Here is a 22,583-nt window from a genome sequence, read left to right on the forward strand (position 1 = left end):
AATGTTATAACTTGGTAATTTAAAAAATTGAAGGTTAGGAAATTCTCTTTTTAGGAATTCTAAAGCAATACCGTCACTTGCAATGACAGGAGTATAATTCGCTTTAATTAAAGCGTTAATTATTGGAATACAGCGAGTTGCGTGTCCTAATCCCCAATTTAACGGAGCGACAAGAATTTTTTTTTACAAGTCAAAACCAATATCTTTTCTAAAGTTCATTTTTTCAAAACTAATTTTTTCTACATTTTGATACGATTTTTTTAAGGCATCTTTAAAATTTTCACCATAAGAAGTAACTGCTAAAACTCGTCCTCCATTGGTTATAATTTTATCATTCTTATTAGCTGTTCCTGCTTGAAAAACAATTGAATTTTCAATGGCATCAATTCCTTTAATAATTTTCCCTTTTTCATAAGCTTCAGGATAACCTCCAGAAACTAGCATTACCGTAGCTGCACTTTCTTTATAAAATTCTATTTTTTTAGTATTTAATTTATGTTCTCCTGTGGCAATAAATAATTCTAATAAATCACTTTTAATTCTTGGAATTACAACTTCGGTTTCAGGATCGCCCATTCTGCAATTGTATTCAATAACTTTAGGCTCATTATTCACCATAATCAATCCGAAAAAGATAAATCCTTGATACGGAATTTCATCTTTTTTCAACCCTTCAATAGTAGGAATAATTACTTGCTTTTCAACTTTTTCTAAAAATTCTTTTGATGCAAATGGCACAGGAGAAATAGCTCCCATTCCTCCAGTATTTAAACCGGTATCGCCTTCACCAATTCTTTTATAATCTTTGGCATTTGGCAAATTCACATAATTGATTCCATCCGTAAGCACAAAACAGCTTAGTTCAATTCCGTCTAAAAATTCTTCAATAACTACTTTAGCACTTGCTTTACCAAATTTTTGATTGGATAGCATTTCTTTTAATTCATTTTTAGCTTCTTGTAAAATTTTTAAAATAAGTACGCCTTTACCTGCTGCCAAACCATCTGCTTTAAGCACATAAGGAGCATTTAAAGATTCTAAAAAAGTATATCCTTCTGCTAAACTATCCGCAGTAAAACTTTTGTATTTTGCAGTAGGAATTTGATGTTTAATCATAAATTTTTTAGCAAATTCTTTACTTCCTTCTAATTGAGCTGCTTTTTTCTGTGGACCAATTACCATTACATCCTTCAACATTTCATCTGCCAAAAAATAATCATGAATTCCTAAAACCAAAGGATCTTCTGGCCCAACAATAACTAGTGAAATATTATTACTGATTACTGCTTGTTTTACTTCATTAAAGTCTGTGGGTTGAATATTTAAATTTCTCCCAACCTCAGCAGTTCCTGCATTACCTGGTGCTATAAATAATTTATTCAATAAATTACTTTGATTTAATTTCCAAGCAATTGCATGTTCTCTCCCTCCTGATCCTAAAATTAAAACATTCATATTTTTAGTAAATTATTTATTTTCCTGTTCCTTTAAAAACTACTTTTATAGTAGCAAAAATAACTTTTAAATCGGTCCAATAGTTTAAATTATCTAAATAAATTAAATCGTACCTCGCTCTTTTTAACATTTGCGATAAATTATCTGCATAGCCGTATTTTACCTGTCCTAATGATGTAATTCCTGGTTTTAGCTGTTGCATTTGCTTGTACTTTGGCATTTTTGCAATTACTTTATCTAAAAATTGTTGCCGTTCTGGTCTTGGTCCAACAATGCTCATTTCACCTAAAAACACGTTTATAAACTGTGGAAATTCATCAATTCTATAAGTTCGCATAAATTTACCGAATTTAGTAATTCTATGTTGTTCTTCCAGAGATAAAAGCGGATCGTTTGTTGGAGGAATTCCTTTCATACTTTTAAATTTATAAATAGTAAAAGGCTTTCCAAATTGTCCAACTCGTTCTTGGGTGAAAAATGTTTTTTCGCCAGATTCTAAAAAATTTATGATAGCAATTAAGGGAATTAACCAACTTAACACAAAAACACAAACTAATATAGAAAATAAGATATCAAAAATACGTTTACCAAGCATAAAACTATTTTAAAATAATTGCTATTTTATTTAAAAAATTTGTTCTAATATTTTTTCAGTAATCACATAAGTTGGCAAAACTCCTGTAGTTCCTAAACCTCCTGAAGCTAATGTACTCCCCGTTTTTAATGGATTATCAGATGCATAATACGCATATCGTACTTTTACTTTACTTGAAATATTTCCTCTAATTTTTGATGCTGCTTGTATCGCTTTTTGATAATGCACACCTTCCATTTCTAAACCTATTACTTTCCAAGTAGAATTATGAAAAAAGTTTAAAATATCTTTATTTTGAAGTGATGTTCCTAAAACCGTAATCATAGAACCTGAATAAACTTTAACTCCACAGCCATCAAACATTCTTTTTTTAAGTCGATTTTTAAATGGATAATTGTCGGCGGTACCTTCAAAAATATGTGAAGTAGGAATCATAATATCTCCTTTATCTCCATCTAAAATACCTGCTTTTCCCATTATTGAAATGGATTTCACATTTAAATGATGCTTTTTGTTTTTATCACAAACGTAAGGTTTTAAAAGCTCATCCATAGTTTCATAAGCTTGTTCACCAAAAGCATAATCCATAACAATTACTACAGGTTTATCTTCATTTTCTAATACATTTTCAAATTCAAACTGAGTTTTAGAAATGGTAATTTTTTCAGTATCAATAATTTGAACATTGATGTTAGTTCCTGAAGTATCTTTTATATAGGTGAGTCCATTTTTTGAAGCATATTCTTTAACTTGTTTTCGCAAATTTTCATTTTCATTGTGACTTAAGGTTTCAAAAATGGCAATATTATTATTTTTATCTACAAGATTTGGCAATACTATTGGTGCATAAATAGAATTCATTACGCTATGCATATTTGCACTAATAATATGAATTGGACGTTTTAATAAATTTTGTTTCTCAAGTTCTTGTTTAATGTTATTAGCCCAAATTTCACCATAAATATGATGACCAATTCGTTCTCTAAGTACTGGGCTAAAAGTTATAGTTCTTTTTAAATTTTTAGTTTTTTCGTTAATGGCTACATAGCCTAACCAATAAATAATTTGAAAAAACCGATCAGGATTATTTTTTTCACTTAAACTGGTATGGGTTTCCTGAACTTCACTAAAAGACCTTCCTAAAATAGTTGCTAAATATGCTAACATTATATCTCGTTCATCATGAGATAATTTTTTATTATAAAGTACAATTTCTTCTAGCTTTAGCCATTCTCTAATAACTTCTTCTTCTTCACCATTTATAAGTACTTTATTCGCAATTTTATAAGATTCAATTAGCAAAAAAGTAAGATGTGTTAAAATATCATATATTTCTGATCTTCCACGAGTTACCTCAATATTCATTTGATCTTTATCAATTCGAAAACAAATTCTTCTTCTTTTTTCTGGAATTATAGGTTTAAAATGAGAATTTGAATAGCCTTCATCTGCGGTTAAATTAATAAATCGGCATTCTTCAATACCTTGAGGTAATCTTTCAATAACATATAACAAGCCATTTAATTCTACTTTTTCTTCGGCAATTGAACCATAAATTTCTGGTCGCAATAACAAAAGTGCTTCACGCAAGGCTTCCCCTGAAACGCCAACAGGTTTGTAAAACCCTCTGCTAAATAAGTGACGCATTGAAATATATAAACGCTCAATGGCGTTAGATGATTCTTGAGCTCGTGTTCTTCCTTTTATTTTTATATTTTGCATATGCTTATTTTAATTTTCAAAGATACAATATCTTCATTTATTGTTTATTACTGTTTATTCTAATATTTTTTGATATTGTTTAGGGTTGTTTAAAACGGAAACTGCTTTTGCAATAGTGATATCGTATTTTGTTTTGTGCTCAAAAACACCTTCATTATAATAATATCGTTGTATAATTTCTTCTTCTAATTTTTCAATAATTGCCATTTTATCTTTGGTTAACTCCTTAATTTTTCCGTTGTAAATAGTAGTTAAAACTTGATTGTAACTTTTTGATAAATTAATATTTAAATTATCTTTTTTTACTTGTTTTTTTACTTTTAATAAGATTTTTTCTGTTTCAGATTTAAATTCTTTTTGATGCGTTTTTAAAAAGGAAATCAAATTTTGAAAATCAGTAGTATTCAACTTAAATTGTTTTGGTTTTTTAATAGATTTATGATGGTAAAAATATTGTGTAACATAATTAAAAAAAGCTTCTGAATTAAAAAGAAGTTTTGTGGTTTTTGTCAATTTTGCTTTATCTAATGTAACATCTGGTTGAATTCCGCCACCGCCAAAAACAGTTCTATTATGTTCTGTTTTAAAGGTTAACCTTCCTGCATCAGAAAACTTAGGGACATTTCCTTTATCATCTCTATTGGTATAATCTAATTCCTGAATGCAACGTCCGCTTGGCGTGTAATATTTTGCAATGGTTAATTTCATTTGTGTTCCATAAGGCAATTTTCTATAGCGTTGCACAAGCCCTTTTCCAAAAGATCGAGTGCCAATAATAACAGCTCTATCATAATCTTGCAACGATCCTGCAACTATTTCAGATGCTGAAGCTGAGTGATTATTCACTAAAATTACTAATGGAATTTTAATGTCTATTGGTTCTCTATTTGTTTTAAAGGTTTCACTCCACTTAACTGTTTTTGCCTTGGTAGTAACTACAATTTTATCTTTAGGAATAAAAAAATTAGAGATTTTTACGGCTTCATTTAACAAACCTCCTGGATTATTTCTAACATCTAAAATTAATTGTTGCATGCCTTGATCTTTTAAATCAAGCATGGCTTTTTTTACTTCTGAAGCTGCTTTTTGATTAAATTTTGTAAAAGAAATATAACCGATAGTTTTAGTTACCATAGTGTAATACGGAACAGGATTTATAGTTATTTTTTCACGAGTTAATGAAATATCAAAAGTTTTATTTTGACGTTCAATTTGAAGCTTTATTTCAGTGTTTGGTAAACCATTTAATAAGCTAAGTACTCCTTCTTTATCAAAATCTTTTACTTGCATATTATTGATTTTCAATATTTTATCACCTAATTTAAGATTAGCTTTTTGAGCTGGAGAATTTTTAATAATATTTTTAATAATAATGGTTTTATTTTTATATGTTGCTCCCACGCCAATACCTCCAAATTCTCCCATCGCATTAATTCTGGCATCTTCAACACCTTGCTCATCATAATAACGCGTATAAGGATCTAAATTTTTAAGCATATTATCAATAGCATTATTAGTTAATTTTGCAGGATTTACCTCATCTACATAATGCATGTTTAATTCTTTAAAAAGCGTAGTGTAAATATCTATTTGTTTGGCAATCTCAAAAAAATTAGATTGATAACCAACACTAACAAAAAGTGAAATTATAATTACAACCCCAATTCCTATTTTCTTAAATTTTTTTTTCATTTTCTTCAATTTTATTGATGAATTTTAATTGAAGATTTAATATTAATTCTTCAATTTCAAGATACTTTAACTCATCTTTAGCGGTATAAATAAACATAAATATATATTGTTCTGATATATTTTTATAAAAAAGATGTTTGTTTTTTCGATATACCTCACGCATTCTTCGCTTTAATCTATTTCTATCTACCGCCAATTTCATAATGCGTTTAGGAACAGAAAATCCAACCTTAATTGGAAATGTTCCTTTATGCTGAATTTTTAAATAAACCAATTGAATTCCATTAGAATTAATACGTAAACCTTCCTTAAAAAGTTGTTCAATTAATTTACGGTGTTTTAACTTTTCTTCTTTTCCTAAAATACTCCTCATTAGTACAAAAGTAAGGAATAAAAGATTTTAAATTTTAATATTAAAAGGACTTTAATTTACTAAATTTGTAAACCTTAAAAAATATACAACTTATGGCACAAGATTTATTTGAAGCACCAGATTATTATCAATTAGATGAACTGTTGACAGAAGAACATAAATTAGTACGTGATGCAGCACGAGAATGGGTAAAAAGAGAAGTTTCTCCAATTATTGAACAAGCGGCTCAAGATGCTAAATTTCCAATATCTATTGTTAAAGGATTGGCTTCTATTGGGGCTTTTGGTCCTTATATTCCTGAAGAATATGGAGGTGCAGGCTTAGATCAAATGAGCTACGGATTAATAATGCAAGAAATTGAACGTGGAGATTCAGGCGTTCGTTCTACAGCATCTGTTCAATCATCTTTAGTTATGTATCCTATTTGGAAATATGGTAACGAAGAACAACGTAAAAAATATTTACCAAAATTAGCAAACGGAGAATATTTAGGCTGTTTTGGTTTAACGGAACCTGATTTTGGTTCAAACCCAGGCGGTATGGTTACCAATATTAAAGATATGGGTGATTATTATTTGCTAAACGGAGCAAAAATGTGGATTTCAAATGCACCTTTTGCTGATATTGCTGTGGTTTGGGCTAAAAATGAAGAAGGGAGAATTAAAGGAATTATTGTTGAACGTGGTATGGAAGGTTTTTCAACTCCTGAAACTCATAATAAATGGAGTTTAAGAGCTTCTGCAACTGGAGAATTAATTTTTGATAATGTAAAAGTTCCTAAAGAAAATTTATTACCCAATAAAGATGGATTAGGAGCTCCTCTTGGATGTTTAGATTCTGCTCGTTATGGAATTGCCTGGGGTGCTATTGGTGCAGCAATGGATTGTTATGATACTGCTTTGAGATATTCAAAAGAACGTATTCAGTTTGGAAAACCTATTGCTAGCTTTCAATTACAACAAAAAAAATTAGCTGAAATGATTACTGAAATCACTAAAGCTCAATTACTTACTTGGCGTTTAGGAACTCTTAGAAATGAAGGAAGAGCAACTGCAGCACAAATTTCAATGGCTAAAAGGAATAATGTTGAAATGGCTTTAAAAATTGCACGAGAAGCTCGCCAAATATTAGGAGCAATGGGAATTACAGGCGAATATTCTATAATGCGACATATGATGAATTTAGAAAGTGTTGTTACCTATGAAGGCACACACGACATTCATTTGTTAATTACTGGATTTGATATTACAGGTATTCCTGCTTTTAAATAATATCTGTTAAAACATCTAAAATAAAAAAGGCTTCAATCTTGAAGCCTTTTTTATTACTCAATAACTAATTTCTTGACAAATTTATCATTACCAGAATTAATTTGAACAAAATAAACTCCAGATCTAAAAGTATCTGTCTTAATTACTGTTTTAATATTACTACCAACTTTAATATTTTTATAATAAACACGTTGACCTAATAAATTAGAAATTTTAATTCTATATTCAAAAACACCATTTGGAACTTGAATGGTTATTTGATGAATTCGTGAAGGATTTGGATAAATTTTGAATTTACTTAATTCAAACTCTTCTTCTCCTAAAGTAGAAACTACATTGACCGTTCTGATGACTTCTGTAGCCGCATTACCATTCGAATCACTTACATTATAAGTTACCGTATAGCTATTCACTACACTTGTGTTTACTGGATTTACCGTTGTTAGGCTACTGCTAAGATCCCCATCGTAATTGTCACTCGCCGTGGCTCCTGCATCTACATAACTACTACCCACTTCTACCGTGATTGGAGTCGTGCCTAGTAAACTGATTACTGGTGCGGTCGTGTCTACTACGTTTACCGTTCTGGTGACTTCTGTAGCCACATTACCATTAGAATCACTTACATTATAAGTTACCGTATAGCTATTCACTACACTTGTGTTTACTGGATTTACCATCGTTAGGCTACTGCTAAGATCCCCATCGTAATTGTCACTCGCCGTGGCTCCTGCATCTGCATAACTACTGCCCACTTCTACCGTGATTGGAGTCGTGCCTAGTAAACTGATTACTGGTGCGGTCGTGTCTACTACGTTTACCGTTCTGATGACTTCTGTAGCCGCATTACCATTCGAATCACTTACATTATAAGTTACCGTATAGCTATTCACTACACTTGTGTTTACTGGATTTACCGTTGTTAGGCTACTGCTAAGATCTCCATCATAATTGTCTGTTGCCGTGGCTCCTGCATCTGCATAACTACTGCCCACTTCTACCGTGATTGGAGTCGTGCCTAGTAAACTGATTACTGGTGCGGTCGTGTCTACTACATTGACCGTTCTGGTGACTTCTGTAGCCGCATTACCATTTGAATCACTTACATTATAAGTTACCGTATAGCTATTCACTACACTTGTGTTTACTGGATTTACCGTGGTAATACTACTGGTTACATCTCCATCATAATTGTCTGTTGCCGTGGCTCCTGCATCTGCATAACTACTGCCCACTTCTACCGTGATTGGAGTCGTGCCTAGTAAACTGATTACTGGTGCGGTCGTGTCTACTACGTTTACCGTTCTGGTGACTTCTGTAGCCGCATTACCATTTGAATCACTTACATTATAAGTTACCGTATAGCTATTCACTACACTTGTGTTTACTGCAGCGGCATCAATAGTTGCTGTTAAGCCTGTACTGCAATTATCTGTAACTGAGACTCCAAGTTCAGAATATGCTGTTCCCACTTCAATAATTTGTGGATTAGCTCCTGTTAATGTAATTACTGGTATAATTTTATCTTCAACGGTAACTGTAGATGTACAGAAATCAGTTTGCCCATCGCCGTCTGTAACGGTTAAAATAACCGATTGCGGAGTGCCAATATCTGAACAACTAAATGTGCTTTTATCAATACTATAATTTGTAATTGCAACATCATCAGTTGAGCCATTATCTATTTGATTTGGAGTAATTGTAACAGAACCAGTTACGTCTAATTGCACTGTAATATTTTTACATGAAGCAACTGGTGGAGCTGATAAAGCTGCTACATCCGCCGTTAAATTAATATTATCTATGGCTATATCGCTAGTATAATCACTTCCTGTCAACCCTTTAAATCTTAATTTAATAGTTTGACCATCATATGCCGTCAAATCTACAATTTGAATTTTCCATGCATCAGAATTACTTGTTTGCTGTGGTCCCGAAATACTGAACAAACTTGTATATGTTGCCCAGTTATCAATACTTACTTCAACCGACAAGGTACCCATACTAGCCCCATACATATGATAGTAAAATGAAAATTGAGAATTTTTATATCCGGCTAATTCAAAACAAGGACTAATTAGATAAGCTATTTTATTTGGAAATCCAGTACCATTTGCTGATGCTTCTGTGTATAAATAATCAGTTCCGTCAAATGCTGCTGAAGGTCCTGTTCCTGAAGAAGGTGTTTGACCTGTGTTATTTGTCCAATCTATATCGTCACCTGAGCCTTGAATCCAAAGACCTGTGGCTCCACCTTCAAAACTTTCTGTATATGGAAAAGTCGTAATATAGCTTCCTGTACATTGTCCAATACTATATGTAGTAAATGTTGCTATACTACTATAATTTGATGCTGTAGAACAAACTCCACGTACTTGAAATTCATATGTTGTACTTGCTGTTAATCCTGTTAAATTATATGAATTGGTAGCTGAGGATACGGTTGTCCAAGTTGAAGAACCAGATTCTCTATATTGGATATCATAAGTTAATACATTTGTATTATCCCACCCAATTGTTGCTGTAGTAGTTGTAATACTAGAGGCTATTAAATTAGCTGGTACAACTGCAGAAGATGGATTTAATAATATATCCGTTAAAACAATAGTTTGCCCATCTGCTATAGTTTGATTTGTTAACGTATAAGATTGATAGCAATCTGCTTCATATAAAATATCGTATGTACCTGCATTAATTGGTCTGTAATAATCTCCTAAAGGTAGTTCTGTTTCCACCCAAGAACCCATATTATCATGCCCAACTAACGTTATTTTTGCTTTAATAGGATTTCCTGTAACTGCATCTTTAACTAAACCTCTAAATCCATAAGTTCCTTCAATCAAATAATCAATGTATGCATTTTTATTGTAATTCCAAAGATCAATAATTTCATCTGTGCTTGATGTATTAGTAGTAGGTGGCGTTTTAGTAATTGACAATTCTACTGTTACTTCTTTAGCATGTTTATAATAATTCATATAATCTTGTCTTCCACCAGCTATCACATACCAATCTGCTCCATTTATGTACCCAACACTATTTACATTAGTGAAATAACCACTTTTTCCAAAAGTTGGGGCATCTGCTTGAACATGATCTGCATATTCTTTACTCACAAATTGCCACCAAGCGTCATCAGCATGGCGTGTATATGTGTAATCCCAAGGATAGTTTACTACTTCAGAACCACCATGAAAATTTGCGGAAAGTACAAAATGAGTATTATCTGCCAGTGCCATAAAATTTAATGTTTCTGTTTGATATACTTCTCCATCAGGATGTAAATTCCCAGTAGGGTCAGGATAATTTCTATTTAAGTCAATATTATTAGCATTTTCTCTACGTGATCCACTTACTGAAGTATAGGTTGATGAACCATAAAAAGTAGCATCTGGATTTGCCATAGGATTAATCCAAACTTCACTATTATCTAATAAATTTTTAACTCTTGTATGGTCGGGATCACTCACATTTTCATAAGCAGTAATAAAATAATTTATCAAATTTAACATTCCTGGATATCCAGCAATTTCATCACCATGCATTGAGGACGTGTACATTACTCTAGGTTCTTGCTCTCTTGTAGTTACATTATCAGATAACTTGATAAATAATAATCTTGGATCTACTGTAGAAGTGCCTGAAGTTCCTCCTATATCAACCAATTGCACAATTGCAGGGTGATCTGCTGCAAAAGCAGCCATTTGATTGGCATATTGTTGATAGGTTGGATAGGTGGATAGTGGAAATGTTAAAACATAAGTTGCATTTTTCCCTGAAACTCCTTTATTATGAAGTTTTGGATTATACATTTCAACTTTTTTAGGTTCATTTAGTTTTTTGTTAACGGTAAAAGGTAAATTAAATGCTAAAAACTTTTTAAATCCTTTCGGATTTGTAATTGCCTTAATGGTTAAAGGATTGTTTCTATTTTGTCCGTGATCAAAAGAAAGTATTTTAGAAAGTTCTTGTACTTCTTTTAAATTATTAGCTGTAAATGTAAACGCAAGTTCTTGTCTTTCTTTTAAATATTTATCAGCTAATTCTTTATTGGTTTGAGCGTTTATAAAAAACGTGCTACACAACAAAGTAATAAATAGTAATTTTCGTTTCATTTTTTTGGGATTAACAAAGTGTTTAATTTTTTACTCAATAATTATTTTTTTAGTAATAGTGCCTTTTAAGGTGTTTAACTGAACTATATATACACCCGTTGAGGTATTTACAGGTAAGTACATATATCTATTATTAATATCTGATTTCCAAGAGTTAACAACTTGACCTAAATAATTATAAAGGATAATAGATTGAATATTTATATCTGCTATTTTTTCAATATTTAATTCAGAAGAGCTATTGTTCATGTAAATTTTAACACCTTTATTTAAAGTAACTTCATCAATAGATAATAACTTTGGCTGAAATGCCAATACAAATCTATCTGCATAATTACCCGCTTCTAAATTCGTTTCAAAAGGTTGGTTTGTAATATCGTAAGTTTCACCTGTTAACTTATCTTTAATGTATAATTTTGTATTTTCATCTACATTTTCTAAAGCATCTATTTTAATAGTTATTTTTCCACTTTCTGAAAGTTGAATACCTAAAGGAATTTCTTTTTCTTTACTAATAATATTCGTTGCTTGAATTACATATTTTTTATCTCCAATCAGCCAATACATATCATCTCCAAAAATTTCATAAATTTCTCCATCATATCCCCAATCTACCGCATCTGTTGTATTTTTATCAATGGTTAGCAATAATTGTCTATGATCAATTTTTGGAGCGTTAAATCCTATTCTAAATTTAGACCTGGTATCTATTTCTGGTGTTTTAGTTTTTGTTGTTTTACTTCCTTTTCCTTTAGCCGTTTTCATAAATACAGAAGTTCCTACAGCTTCTTTAACAAAAATACGTTGACCATTATTAAAATGAATAGTTCCTCCTGTACTTGAATATACAAAAAAGCCCTGACTAACTGGAACATATCGTCCTGGTGTTTTTGTTGCTGAACCTAAATTGCTCACACTTGGATGAGCTGCCGCTAATACACCTCCTGATTTTGTTAAGGTTGCATAACCTGCTTGATATCCTGCTAAATTATGCGTATCACCGCCATAATGTTCCCAAAAATAAAGAGGACCTGTTATATCAGGATTGTCATCAATAAATTGATAAGCATCTATTGCTGACGGGTAAGGATTACCCACCAAATAATCATTTCCAGCAGCTATTGTTAAATTAATAGTTCCATTATTTGGTTTACCTTCAAATACATAGTTTTGATCTGGAGAACCTGGAGCTCCAGTACCTTTCATTAAAAATCCTTCTCCTGCATAAATAGCTCCTGTATTTCCAATATGATCCCAAGAACTGTAGGAGTCATCTGGTAAATTAGCATATTTATACATCCAATAGGTGCTAAGTGTTAAAGGAGATAAAGAACCATTATAACCAGAAACATACGTTATTGGCCCTGGAGAATTTGGATTTGTTCCATCTCTTAAAACATCAAAAACCGTAGCGTAATTTTTACCATCATTGCCAGAATAAACAGGTGATGACCAATCATTATAACGATATAGATTACCTTCTCCTTGTTGGTCTCGTTCTAAATAACCTGTACTTGCAGCATCAAAATCACTTCCTGTAGTTTGTATTAATTGTGATTCTCCATCTAAATCAACAACCCCATTAATTAACAAATAATGAGAAACAACTAGAGAGTTATCAGCATTTACAGATAATTCATTGGTATTTACTTTTAAACCTAAAACGGTTACATCTCTTGTTGTATTTACATGGTTATTGGTTTCTACTATATTCCACGTTATTTCAGATCCATTCACAATTGAAGTAGTATTAGGTAGTGTTTGAACAGTATTGTTTAACCAAGTAGCAGGCGTGTCCCAATTTCCATCAATAGTACTTTGATATGGAAGCGGAGCGGTTTGCCAATCTACAGTATCTAAATTTCTTATAGCTCCTGAATGGTAATTACCAGAATCATCGTTTATATTGGTGTAAGCATATCCAGACATTGGGTAATATACTTCTAAATCTGACCAAGGAATTGTTGAAACTTCATTTTTAGTTACCGTTTCAGGGATAATACTTCCATCTGTAAAATTAGAAATATCTTCAATTTCCTGATTCATAATATAATGAAGTTGATCTATAGTTAATTCGGTATTCCATACCCTTATTTCGTCAATGTTTCCATTAAAAAATGCGGTTGGAGCACTTTTATCTGATGCCGCTATTAAAAATGTTTGCGAATTGTTTGTAGGATTACTTAATGAGTTATCCGTTATATCTAAAACTCCATCAATATATAATTTTGCAGTTCCATTAGTATATGTTATTGCCACTTGATGCCATTCATCTTGAGGAATTGTAGTATTGGAAGTAATGGTATTGGTAGTCCCATTTTTCCATACTACTTCAAATTTATTTGAAGCATTTATTTTAAAATCATAACCTGTAGTAAAAGGATTATCATCTCTTTTTGAAAGAATAGTAGTATTAGTAGATCCTGCTTCTCGTTTAATCCAAGCTGATATAGTAAAGGATGATGGATTTAAATCTAAAGTATTATCTGCTTCAATAAAATCTTGAACTCCATCAAAATTAATAGATCTAGGTTTTCTATATTCTGGTGCATAACCAAATGTTATATATTTTGTTCCGTTAAAGTCATAATCCGTTGAAATATCTGTTCCGTTATTTGACATTACTCTATAATCAGATGTTGGGTCAAATGTTCCTGAAGATGAAATAAACATTAAGTAACTACCTGGTGGATAAATGTTTCTAACCGCTGCAATAGGAATAGATACTTTTACGGATGGTATATCGCCTCCATGTTCCACTACTTTCCAAACTCGTGACATTCCAATAAAAGACACTGGAGTTGATAACCCAGCTATTCCATCACTTAAATTAACGCTTACAACATTTGGAGCAAAATTTAAATTCCCATTATTGTTTCCCCAAGTTAAAAACTGCTTATCGTTTAAAGTTGTTGAGTTTGTATTAATATTTTCATTATTTGTATTGTAAATATCTGTTAAACCCATGGTTACCAAGCCTCTAATTTGACCTGTTCCATCAAAATCACTATTTACACTTTTAGATTGTTTTTGATTTAATGCAGAGGCATCGTCTCTTCCTATTCCTGCAATATCATAATTAAAACCACTGTTAACAGATTGATCCCAAATAACAGTACCATCACTATCTACATAATCCTGACTTGTTCCGTTTGAACCAAGAGTGATTCCATATTTAATAGCTAAGTAAGATTGAATTTTATTTCGTTCATCGGTTAAACTTGCATCTCCTTTTCTTGTAGAATACGTAATAATTTCAGCAATACGTGCATCTGTACTAGCTTCCCATCCTTCACTTCTACCTATCCAATAACGTGAATTATTTACATTTGAAAAGTCGGCTATATCATTTTGAGTAGTTTCAATATTTGTTGCATTATAATACAATTCTTGTTGAGTTCCAAAAGTATTATTTCTAGGATTAATAATTCCTACATTATTATAGGTATTTCCTGTTCCTATTTCAGCAACTCCATAGCCATCTCCATTACTGGTTGTTCCAACTGCATAACTAATTATTTCTCCTGAAAATCTATCAGTGTAATATCCAAGACCTGTCCCTGTACCGTCTGTTTGATCTGTCCCTGGTAATTCATCTCCACAAAAAACATCCATAAATCCAAATGTTGAATCTACTGTAACATCTGGGATTAAAACAATAAAAACATCTTGTGTATAATAACCTGAAACTCCTTCTAAAAATTGAGTTGATGTGTTATTATATGTAAAACTTACGTCTTTTGAATAAGGTGCACTATTATCAAAATCTACTACAGGGTTAAAATTAACATTATATGCTGCATCATCTCTATAGGTAGGCTCTTGTCCTGCCGTATGAACAGTAGCATTTGAACCTCTTCCTTGATCTGCCCAAAGAGAAACAGCTTGTCCATTAGTATATCCTAGACCACTTGTTGATTTTAACCATAATTTTAAATCGCTTGTTACTCCTCCAGGACCAATAGTTAAAGGTGCAGAACCTGTTCCTTGAATAGTAAAATTATAAGGATTTTCATTGGAGTCATTATTTGCTATTGAAATATTTGCAGTAACAGTACCATTAACTGTTGGAGCAAACCTTACTACAAACGTTAATGAATTACCCCCTATAATACTAGTTGAAGAAGGTTGCGTTAAAACTGTAAAAGTAGCATTTCCACTAATAGCTACTATTGGAGAACCCGATAAATTTAACGTAGTACTTGAATTTCCTAAATTATCTATAGTAAAGGTATGATCTAAAGTAGAACCAGCATTTACGGTTCCAAAATCAGTTTCATCTGAATTTATAGGTGTAGTATCTCCATCAGCTATTGAGTTTAAATTACCCAATACATCTATTTCTACTACACTTGAAGATGTTACATTTATGGTATAATCTTCAACTTCTCCATAAGAAAAACTACCACAAGAAGAAGGAATTGCATCATAACTCATAGAAACTCGCATTCTTGTAGTTCCTAAAGTTGCTGAAGATGGTACCGTAAATGAGTTAAAAACAGATGAGGTTGTTGAAGCAGCACTAGAAAGCACTTGTTCTCCTGTATCACTAAAATCTCCATCTTGATTCCAATCAATCCAAACAGAAACACCTTCACTATATGACCAAGAAGTCCAAGTTTTTGTAACGGTAACCGTATGTGTTGTATTTAGGATTAAATTTGTTGATATCGCAGTAAAATCAGAATACCCTGTACTTGTAGTTCCAGCTCCTGATGAATTATCTATCGTATTTAATTGAACTCTTCCTATGTATTCACCTGCTGTACTATCTCCATTTGAAAAACAATAAGTTGGAATAATTCCAACCCCTTGAATATCAAATGTATATGGATTTTCATTACTATCGTTATTTGCTATCGAAATAGTAGCCGTTTTAGTACCTGTACTTGTAGGATTAAACGTAATAGTAAAAGTAGTACTACTTGTAGATCCTATTGGTGTTATTGGATTTGCAGTAAGTGTAAACTCAGTAGTAGCTCCTGATATGGTTATATATGGGCTAGGATTTGTTAACACTAAATCAATACCTCCTAAATTTTGGATTGTAAAAGTGTGTGCAAGTACAGCAGAAGAAATATTAACATTTCCAAAGTTGGTATCATCAGTAGTGGAAATTGTTGTATTTCCATCAACAATGGTTGTGTTATTTCCTACCACATTTATTTCTGGTGTTGTTGAAATTCCAACGCCATTTATACTAAATGTGTAAGGGTTTTCATTTGAATCGCTATTAGCAATAGAAATAGTAGCTGTTTTTGAACCTAAACTTGTTGGGTTAAATGTGATATTGAAAGTGGTACTTGAAGAAGCTCCAATTGTAGCACTTGGAGTTGATGTTAAAGAAAATTCTGTTACATCACCTGTAATTACAACATAAGGGTTTGCTCCTGTAAGAGATAAACTAGCTGTTCCTATATTTTGTATGGTAAAAGTATGAGCAGTATTACCCGAAGAAATATCAACATTCCCAAAATAAGTATCATCTGTTGAAGATATAACAGTATTACCATCTGGTATATCGGTTGCATTTCCCTGTATGTTAATTTCTGCAGTTCCTGAGGTTCCTTGAACTAAAATATTATCAAACCCGTAAATTTCTGCATTTCCTGTACCGTTTTTTACTCTTATAATTATTTGAAGTGTACTACCATTTAAACCCGATTGACTAGCAGTTCTTGAAGGAAAATCGTCAGAATTAGCTCCATTAGTGGTAAATAAAATTTCACCGCCTCCATCTAGTTTATAATAAACATTCACATAATCTGATGGCTCCATAACGCCACCCACTCTAAATACATCAACACTTAAATTGATATTTGAATACGCTGAAATGTCTATAACCTCAGTAGCAAAAATTTGTTCACTAGCATTGGTGTCTCTGGCATCAAATTCATTATTACGAACTTCAAAGTAGCGTATCCCTGAAGTAGTGGTAGTAGTCCACTTATTCCCTACGCCTGTGGTTGAACCATTAGCATAAGTTGTAAAATCTTCAGACCAAATAGTAACTTGTGAAAAGCTATTAATTGCAATAAAAAAAAGGATACTAAAAAGTATTTTCTTTAGGAGTTGGGGTTTAAAATACATAATTTTCATAATTTGGGTAATGCAATAATACTATTTTAATTTTAATTATAAAAACATTTATAAAGCCCAATAAATGAATAGAATATGTTTACTTGTAAATGGTATAATTTTTTACATAAATGGTTTGTGCTAATTTTAGTTAATTGCTATTTTTTTAGTTGTTTTACCTGTATTTGTTTGTAATTCAACTAAATACACTCCTGGGGTAACATTAGTGTTTAGCTGTATGTTTTCAGAAGCCAAATTAGAATTCCACATTTTTATTTTTTGACCTAGCATATTATATAAAATTACTTTTTTTATGATTTTTAATTTTGGGTTTTTAATTATAATTGACTTACTATTATTATCCATAAAAACTAATAAACCTGATTTTAAGTTCTCATTATCAACACTTAACGTACTATTTGTTTTAAAAGTTATTACATATTTATTTAAATATTCACCTGGTGGTAACGTTGTTTGGTAAGGTCCTGCCGATAAATCATAAAGTTGGTTTAAATCTTTATCTTTTAAATATACCTTTAAATTATCTGTAATATTTTCAAGAGAGTCTATTTTTATGGTAATAGCTCCACCCGCTACCGAAACTATACCAAGTGGTATTTCCTTATCAACAGAAACGGTGTTTGTAGCTTGAATAACATATTTTTTATCAGCAATAGTCCAATACATATCATCATCAAAAATTTGATAAATTTCAGCATCATAGCCCCAATCTACAGCATCGGTTGTATTTTCATCAATGGTTAATAAAATTTGCCTATGATCAATTTGAGGAGCATCAAAACCTATTCTATATTTTGGTCTAGTATCTGCTGTTGCGGTTGTTTTGTTTTCTATATCAGTTGTTTTTTGTTTATTATTCGCTTTCATAAATACTGAATTTCCAGAAGCTTCTGTTTCAAAAACACGTTGACTATTCTTAAAAATTATGGTACCTCCATTAGCATCTCCTTGTACAAAAAATCCTTGGCTTACAGGCAAATATTGTTCTGGCATTTTTGTTGCCGAACCAGATGAACTTACACTTGGATGAGCAGTAGCCAAAACACCACCTGCTAAACTATATGTAGCATAACCTGCTTGATAATCGGCTAGATTATGAGAATCTCCTCCATAATGTTCCCAATAATAAATGGTACCTGTTATGGAAGCGGTTCCTGTTGGACCGTTATCTATAATAAATTGCTTAGAATCTATTGCTGAAGGATATGGGTTTCCCACTAAATAATCATTTGTACCTGAAACTGTTACAGAAACATCTCCATTATTTGGCTTCCCTACAAAAACGTAGTTTTGATCTGGAGAACCTGGAGCTCCTGTTCCTTTCATTAAAAATCCTTCACCCGATTTCATTGTTCCTGTACTTCCTATTTGCTGCCAAGAACTATAATCTCCATCCGGAGCATCTGCATATTTATACATCCAATACGTGCTTAGTTGAATTGGTGGCCCTTGAGCACCATCATAACCAGAAACATAAGTTATTGGTCCTGGAGAACTTGGATTTGTACCATCTCGTAATACGTCAGCTATAGAAAACGGTGTTCCTTTAGCAGTTCCTGTTTTAATTACTGGCGATGACCAATCGTTATATCTGTATAAATTTCCATTTCCTTGTTGGTCTCGTTCTAAATACCCAGTACTTGCATTATCAAAATCACTTCCATCTGTTTGTATTAATTGAGATTCACCATCTAAATCTATCACTCCGTTTAATACTAAATAATGGGTAATGGTTAAAGAATTATCTGCATTTACTGAAAGTTCATTTATATTGTTTTTTAAACCTAAAACGGTAACATTTCTTGTAGTATTTACATTGTTGTTAGTTTCTACAATATTCCAATCTACTTTTGTGCCATTTATAGTTGTATTTGGTAAATATTGAACCGTGTTATTTAACCATGTTGCAGCGGTATCCCAATTTCCATTTGTGGTACTTTCATAAGGAAGTGGTGCTGTTTGTGTTTCAACCACTTTTTTATCTTTAGTTAAATATTTAATACGTGCCCAATTTTTATTGTTTGAATTGTCTTCTACCGTAGTTCCATAAAACGAATTCATATCATAATACGCTTTTAAATCGCTCCATAAACGACTACCAATATCATTTTTAGTGATAGATTGAGGAATAATTACCCCATTTACATTCGTTCCAAATCCTTCAATTTCCTGATTCATTATATAATGAATTTCATCAATTGTTAATGCCGAATTCCAAATTCTAACCTCATCAACGGCTCCGTTAAAAGAGGCGAGGCTGTATTTATTGGTGTATAAAGCTCCAATGGTAAACCGTTGAGAATTGCTACTAGGATTTGGCAACGAATTTACTGTTTTATCTAAAATACCATCTAAATATAAACTTGCTGTTCCTGCAGAAAAAGTTAATGCAATATGATGCCATTTATTATCAATAGTATTTGTTGAAGTTATTTGTGTACTTCCATTCCAATCTACTTGAATATTATTTCCTGCAGTTACTTTAAAATTATAACCTGTTCCTTTAGAGATGAAAGTACCACCAGTTCCATTATTTTTAATCCACGCTGAAACTGTAAAATTAGAAGTTAATTCTAAATTTTTATCGCCTAATAAAAACTCACCTGTTGAAAAATCTATTCTTCGTTTTGCAACGTTTCGTGTAGCTTTTGCAAAGGTAAAATATTTAGTTCCATCAAAATCGTACCAAACTTCAGAATTTGAACCGTTTGTGGTAAGCGGAATAACATCAATAATATTAGTTGCTCCAAAACTTGCATTATCTGATACCACCAAGGTATATTCTTCATTAGCAGCTAAAGGAATATTGCCTGTTAAACTTGTTGTAGGGATTGAAACCATTACTTCAGGAACGTCATTTTGACTTTCAATAATTTTCCATTTTCTAGAAACTGGGGTAAAAGTTGTGGTTGAACTGCTTAAATTTATACTATGACTTATTTCAGATAAAGTATTGAACGCTGCGTTATTATTACCCCAAACTAAAAAATCTTTATCGGTATTAAAACTATTTGTATTGGCATTATTTGTGGTTGCTATTTCGCCTAAACCAATAGCTACTAAACTACTTGAATTTACACTTTTAGATTGTTTTTGATATAATCTTGAAGCATCATCTTCTCCAATTCCGGCTATGTCATAGTTAAACCCAGTATTAGCGGTTACATCCCAAATTTTATTTCCATCAGAATTTGTGTAATTAATGGCGGTTCCGTTTACTCCTAAAGTAATGCCATATTTTATAGCTAAATAACTTTGCACATTACTTCTTTGAATGTCTGATAGTCTTGATTCATAGGTAATTATTTCTCCTACTCTTGCATCTAAACTTCCTGACCAGCCTTCACTTCTTCCTATCCAATATTGACTATTAGATACATTAATAAAGGAAGATGGTTCATTTATTGTGTTTACCTGATCATTTGCATTAAAAAATAATTCTTGATTTGAAATGCTTGCATTATTTCTCGCATTAATTATTCCTACATTATCATAAACCGCAGTAGCACTTAAATTTGTAACTCCATATCCGGTAGCTGTTGGTGGAGTTCCGGAAGTAGTTCCTATTGCATAGGTTAATACTTCTCCGTTAAACCTTGCCGTATAAGCTCCATAACCAATTCCTGTAGCATCCGTTTCTTGCGTAGTAGGTTGATAATCTCCACAAAAAATATCATTACTAGCTACTGATGAAGTAATTGGTACGTCAGGAATTAAAACCACAAACATATCTTGAGAATAAAAACCTGAAGTTCCTCTTAAATATTGCCTAGTATTATCATTATCCGTATAAACCTGTGGCGTTGTATTATAATTATTTGTAAAATCAACTACAGCATTAAAATTGATATTGTCTGTAGCATTATTTTTATAGACAGGAGCTCCTGTATTGGTTGGTTTAATAGCATCACTGCCATTAGCTTGGGTGTACCAAGTATTTACTGCTGTATTATTTGCAACAGTAGTTGTTCCGTCTAATAAATCTGAGCGAAGCCATAATTTTAAATTTGTTTTTACACCTCCAGGACCAGCTGCTAAAGGAGCAACTCCTGTTCCTTGAATAGTAAAGTTATATGGGTTTTCATTTGAATCATTATTTGCTATTGAAATACTTGCAGTAACCGTCCCTACAACTGTAGGTGCGTATTTAACTACAAATGTTAAAGAATTTCCTCCAATTATTGAAGAAGATGAAGGTTGTGTTAAAACGGTAAAAGCAGCATTTCCACTTATAGCAACTATTGGTGTTCCTGTTAAATTTAATGTAGTAGTGGCATTTCCTAAGTTTGTAATTGTAAAAGTATGGTTAACTGTTGAGCCTGTACCTACCGAACCGAAATTAGTATCATCAGTAGAGCTTGGCGTTGTATCTCCATCATTAATGGTATTTCCTAATCCTGTAATATTGATTTCTTGAACATTTGCTATAAAACCAGTTACTTTAACATTATCAAAAGCTATATCACCTCTCCAACTATTAGCTCTAGTAGCTTTAAATCGTATTTGTACGGTATTTCCTTGATAAGGAGTCAAATCAACAGTTGCAGACAACCAATTATTTTGTGATGAATTTTGGCTTCCGGTTTTTGTGAAAATTACGGTATTCCAACCGCCTCCGTTAACGTTTATTTCTGTATCTAAAGTTCCAACATCAGAAGTAGAACTGCTACTGTACATGTGATAATCAAATGTTAATGTTGGACTTGTATAAGAAGTTAAATCAATTGTTGGGCTTGTAATTATAGCTATATCTCCATTGGCTCTTGGGCTTGACATTTCAGCATACAAATACCAGCTACCTGAAGATGCTACATTTGGACCTGTGCCATTTGATGGTGTTCCACCAGATTGCCTAGTCCAATCAAAATTATCAGCGGAGCTTTGAGTCCAACCATCTAGGTTAGATTCAAAATTTGCTTGATGGATAGTTGTTTGAGCGTAATTAATAAATGTAAAACAACTTATTAGTAATGAAAGTATTGTTTTTTTCATAACATAGGGGTTTGAGATGTTATTGTAAAAACTATTTATGTAACTCGTTGTGCACTTTGACTCTTTAAATATATATTCGTCAGTTCGAGCCTGCCTGACGGCAAGTCAGGTAATTTTTGATAAAAAACCTATTCTCGATACTAATTTTAAGCCTAAAAAGGCTTAAATTCACTCGAATTGACGAAATTTTATCATAATGCATAACGGGTTATTTATGTAGTATTATTATAGATTTATTTTTTTAATTAACCATTGTTAATTTTAATTTA

Annotated in this window: 9 protein-coding genes; 1 reads left to right on the forward strand and 8 read right to left on the reverse strand. The window is 32.0% G+C overall.

Going from position 1 to position 22,583, the window contains the following annotated elements:
• Positions 1 to 183 precede the first annotated feature (183 nt).
• The 5 genes from purD to rnpA are packed head-to-tail and all read right to left on the reverse strand — an operon-like array spanning position 184 to position 5,837.
• Positions 184 to 1,455, reverse strand: coding sequence for a phosphoribosylamine--glycine ligase (purD, locus tag L3J60_RS01070; RefSeq protein WP_291973486.1), 1,272 nt, complete (start codon positions 1,453 to 1,455; stop codon positions 184 to 186).
• 16 nt (positions 1,456 to 1,471) lie between these two features.
• Entirely contained in the window at positions 1,472 to 2,050 is a 579-nt protein-coding gene (locus tag L3J60_RS01075; RefSeq protein WP_291973488.1) for a sugar transferase, read from the reverse strand.
• A gap of 30 nt (positions 2,051 to 2,080) precedes the next feature.
• Positions 2,081 to 3,772, reverse strand: a complete 1,692-nt coding sequence (locus tag L3J60_RS01080) for a hypothetical protein (RefSeq protein ID WP_291973490.1) — start codon at positions 3,770 to 3,772, stop codon at positions 2,081 to 2,083.
• Positions 3,773 to 3,826: 54 nt separating this feature from the next.
• On the reverse strand, positions 3,827 to 5,464 hold the full coding sequence (locus tag L3J60_RS01085; RefSeq protein ID WP_291973492.1) for a S41 family peptidase: 1,638 nt from the start codon (positions 5,462 to 5,464) through the stop codon (positions 3,827 to 3,829).
• Complete coding sequence (gene rnpA / locus L3J60_RS01090; protein WP_291973494.1) at positions 5,448 to 5,837, reverse strand: ribonuclease P protein component; 390 nt, start codon at positions 5,835 to 5,837, stop codon at positions 5,448 to 5,450. The genes L3J60_RS01085 and rnpA overlap by 17 nt, the downstream gene beginning before the upstream one ends.
• 92 nt (positions 5,838 to 5,929) lie before the next feature.
• On the opposite strand from rnpA, the gene L3J60_RS01095 reads away from it, so the two are divergent.
• Positions 5,930 to 7,108 carry an acyl-CoA dehydrogenase family protein gene (locus tag L3J60_RS01095; protein WP_291973496.1) on the forward strand — a complete coding sequence of 393 codons (1,179 nt, stop codon included), beginning with the start codon at positions 5,930 to 5,932 and terminating at the stop codon, positions 7,106 to 7,108.
• Positions 7,109 to 7,161: 53 nt separating this feature from the next.
• On the opposite strand, the gene L3J60_RS01100 is transcribed toward L3J60_RS01095, so the two are convergent.
• From L3J60_RS01100 to L3J60_RS01110, 3 genes are all read right to left on the reverse strand, one after another.
• Positions 7,162 to 11,223: an immunoglobulin-like domain-containing protein gene (locus tag L3J60_RS01100; protein WP_291973498.1), complete on the reverse strand. Its 4,062-nt coding sequence runs from the start codon at positions 11,221 to 11,223 to the stop codon at positions 7,162 to 7,164.
• 30 nt (positions 11,224 to 11,253) lie between these two features.
• The gene (locus L3J60_RS01105; protein WP_291973500.1) at positions 11,254 to 17,313 is read right to left on the reverse strand and encodes a choice-of-anchor D domain-containing protein; all 6,060 of its coding nucleotides are present in this window, start codon (positions 17,311 to 17,313) and stop codon (positions 11,254 to 11,256) included.
• A gap of 135 nt (positions 17,314 to 17,448) precedes the next feature.
• Positions 17,449 to 22,314, reverse strand: a complete 4,866-nt coding sequence (locus L3J60_RS01110; protein WP_291973501.1) for a LamG-like jellyroll fold domain-containing protein — start codon at positions 22,312 to 22,314, stop codon at positions 17,449 to 17,451.
• Positions 22,315 to 22,583: the final 269 nt, after the last annotated feature.

The organism is Lutibacter sp., assembly GCF_021647475.1.
Classification (GTDB): Bacteria; Bacteroidota; Bacteroidia; order Flavobacteriales; family Flavobacteriaceae; genus Lutibacter.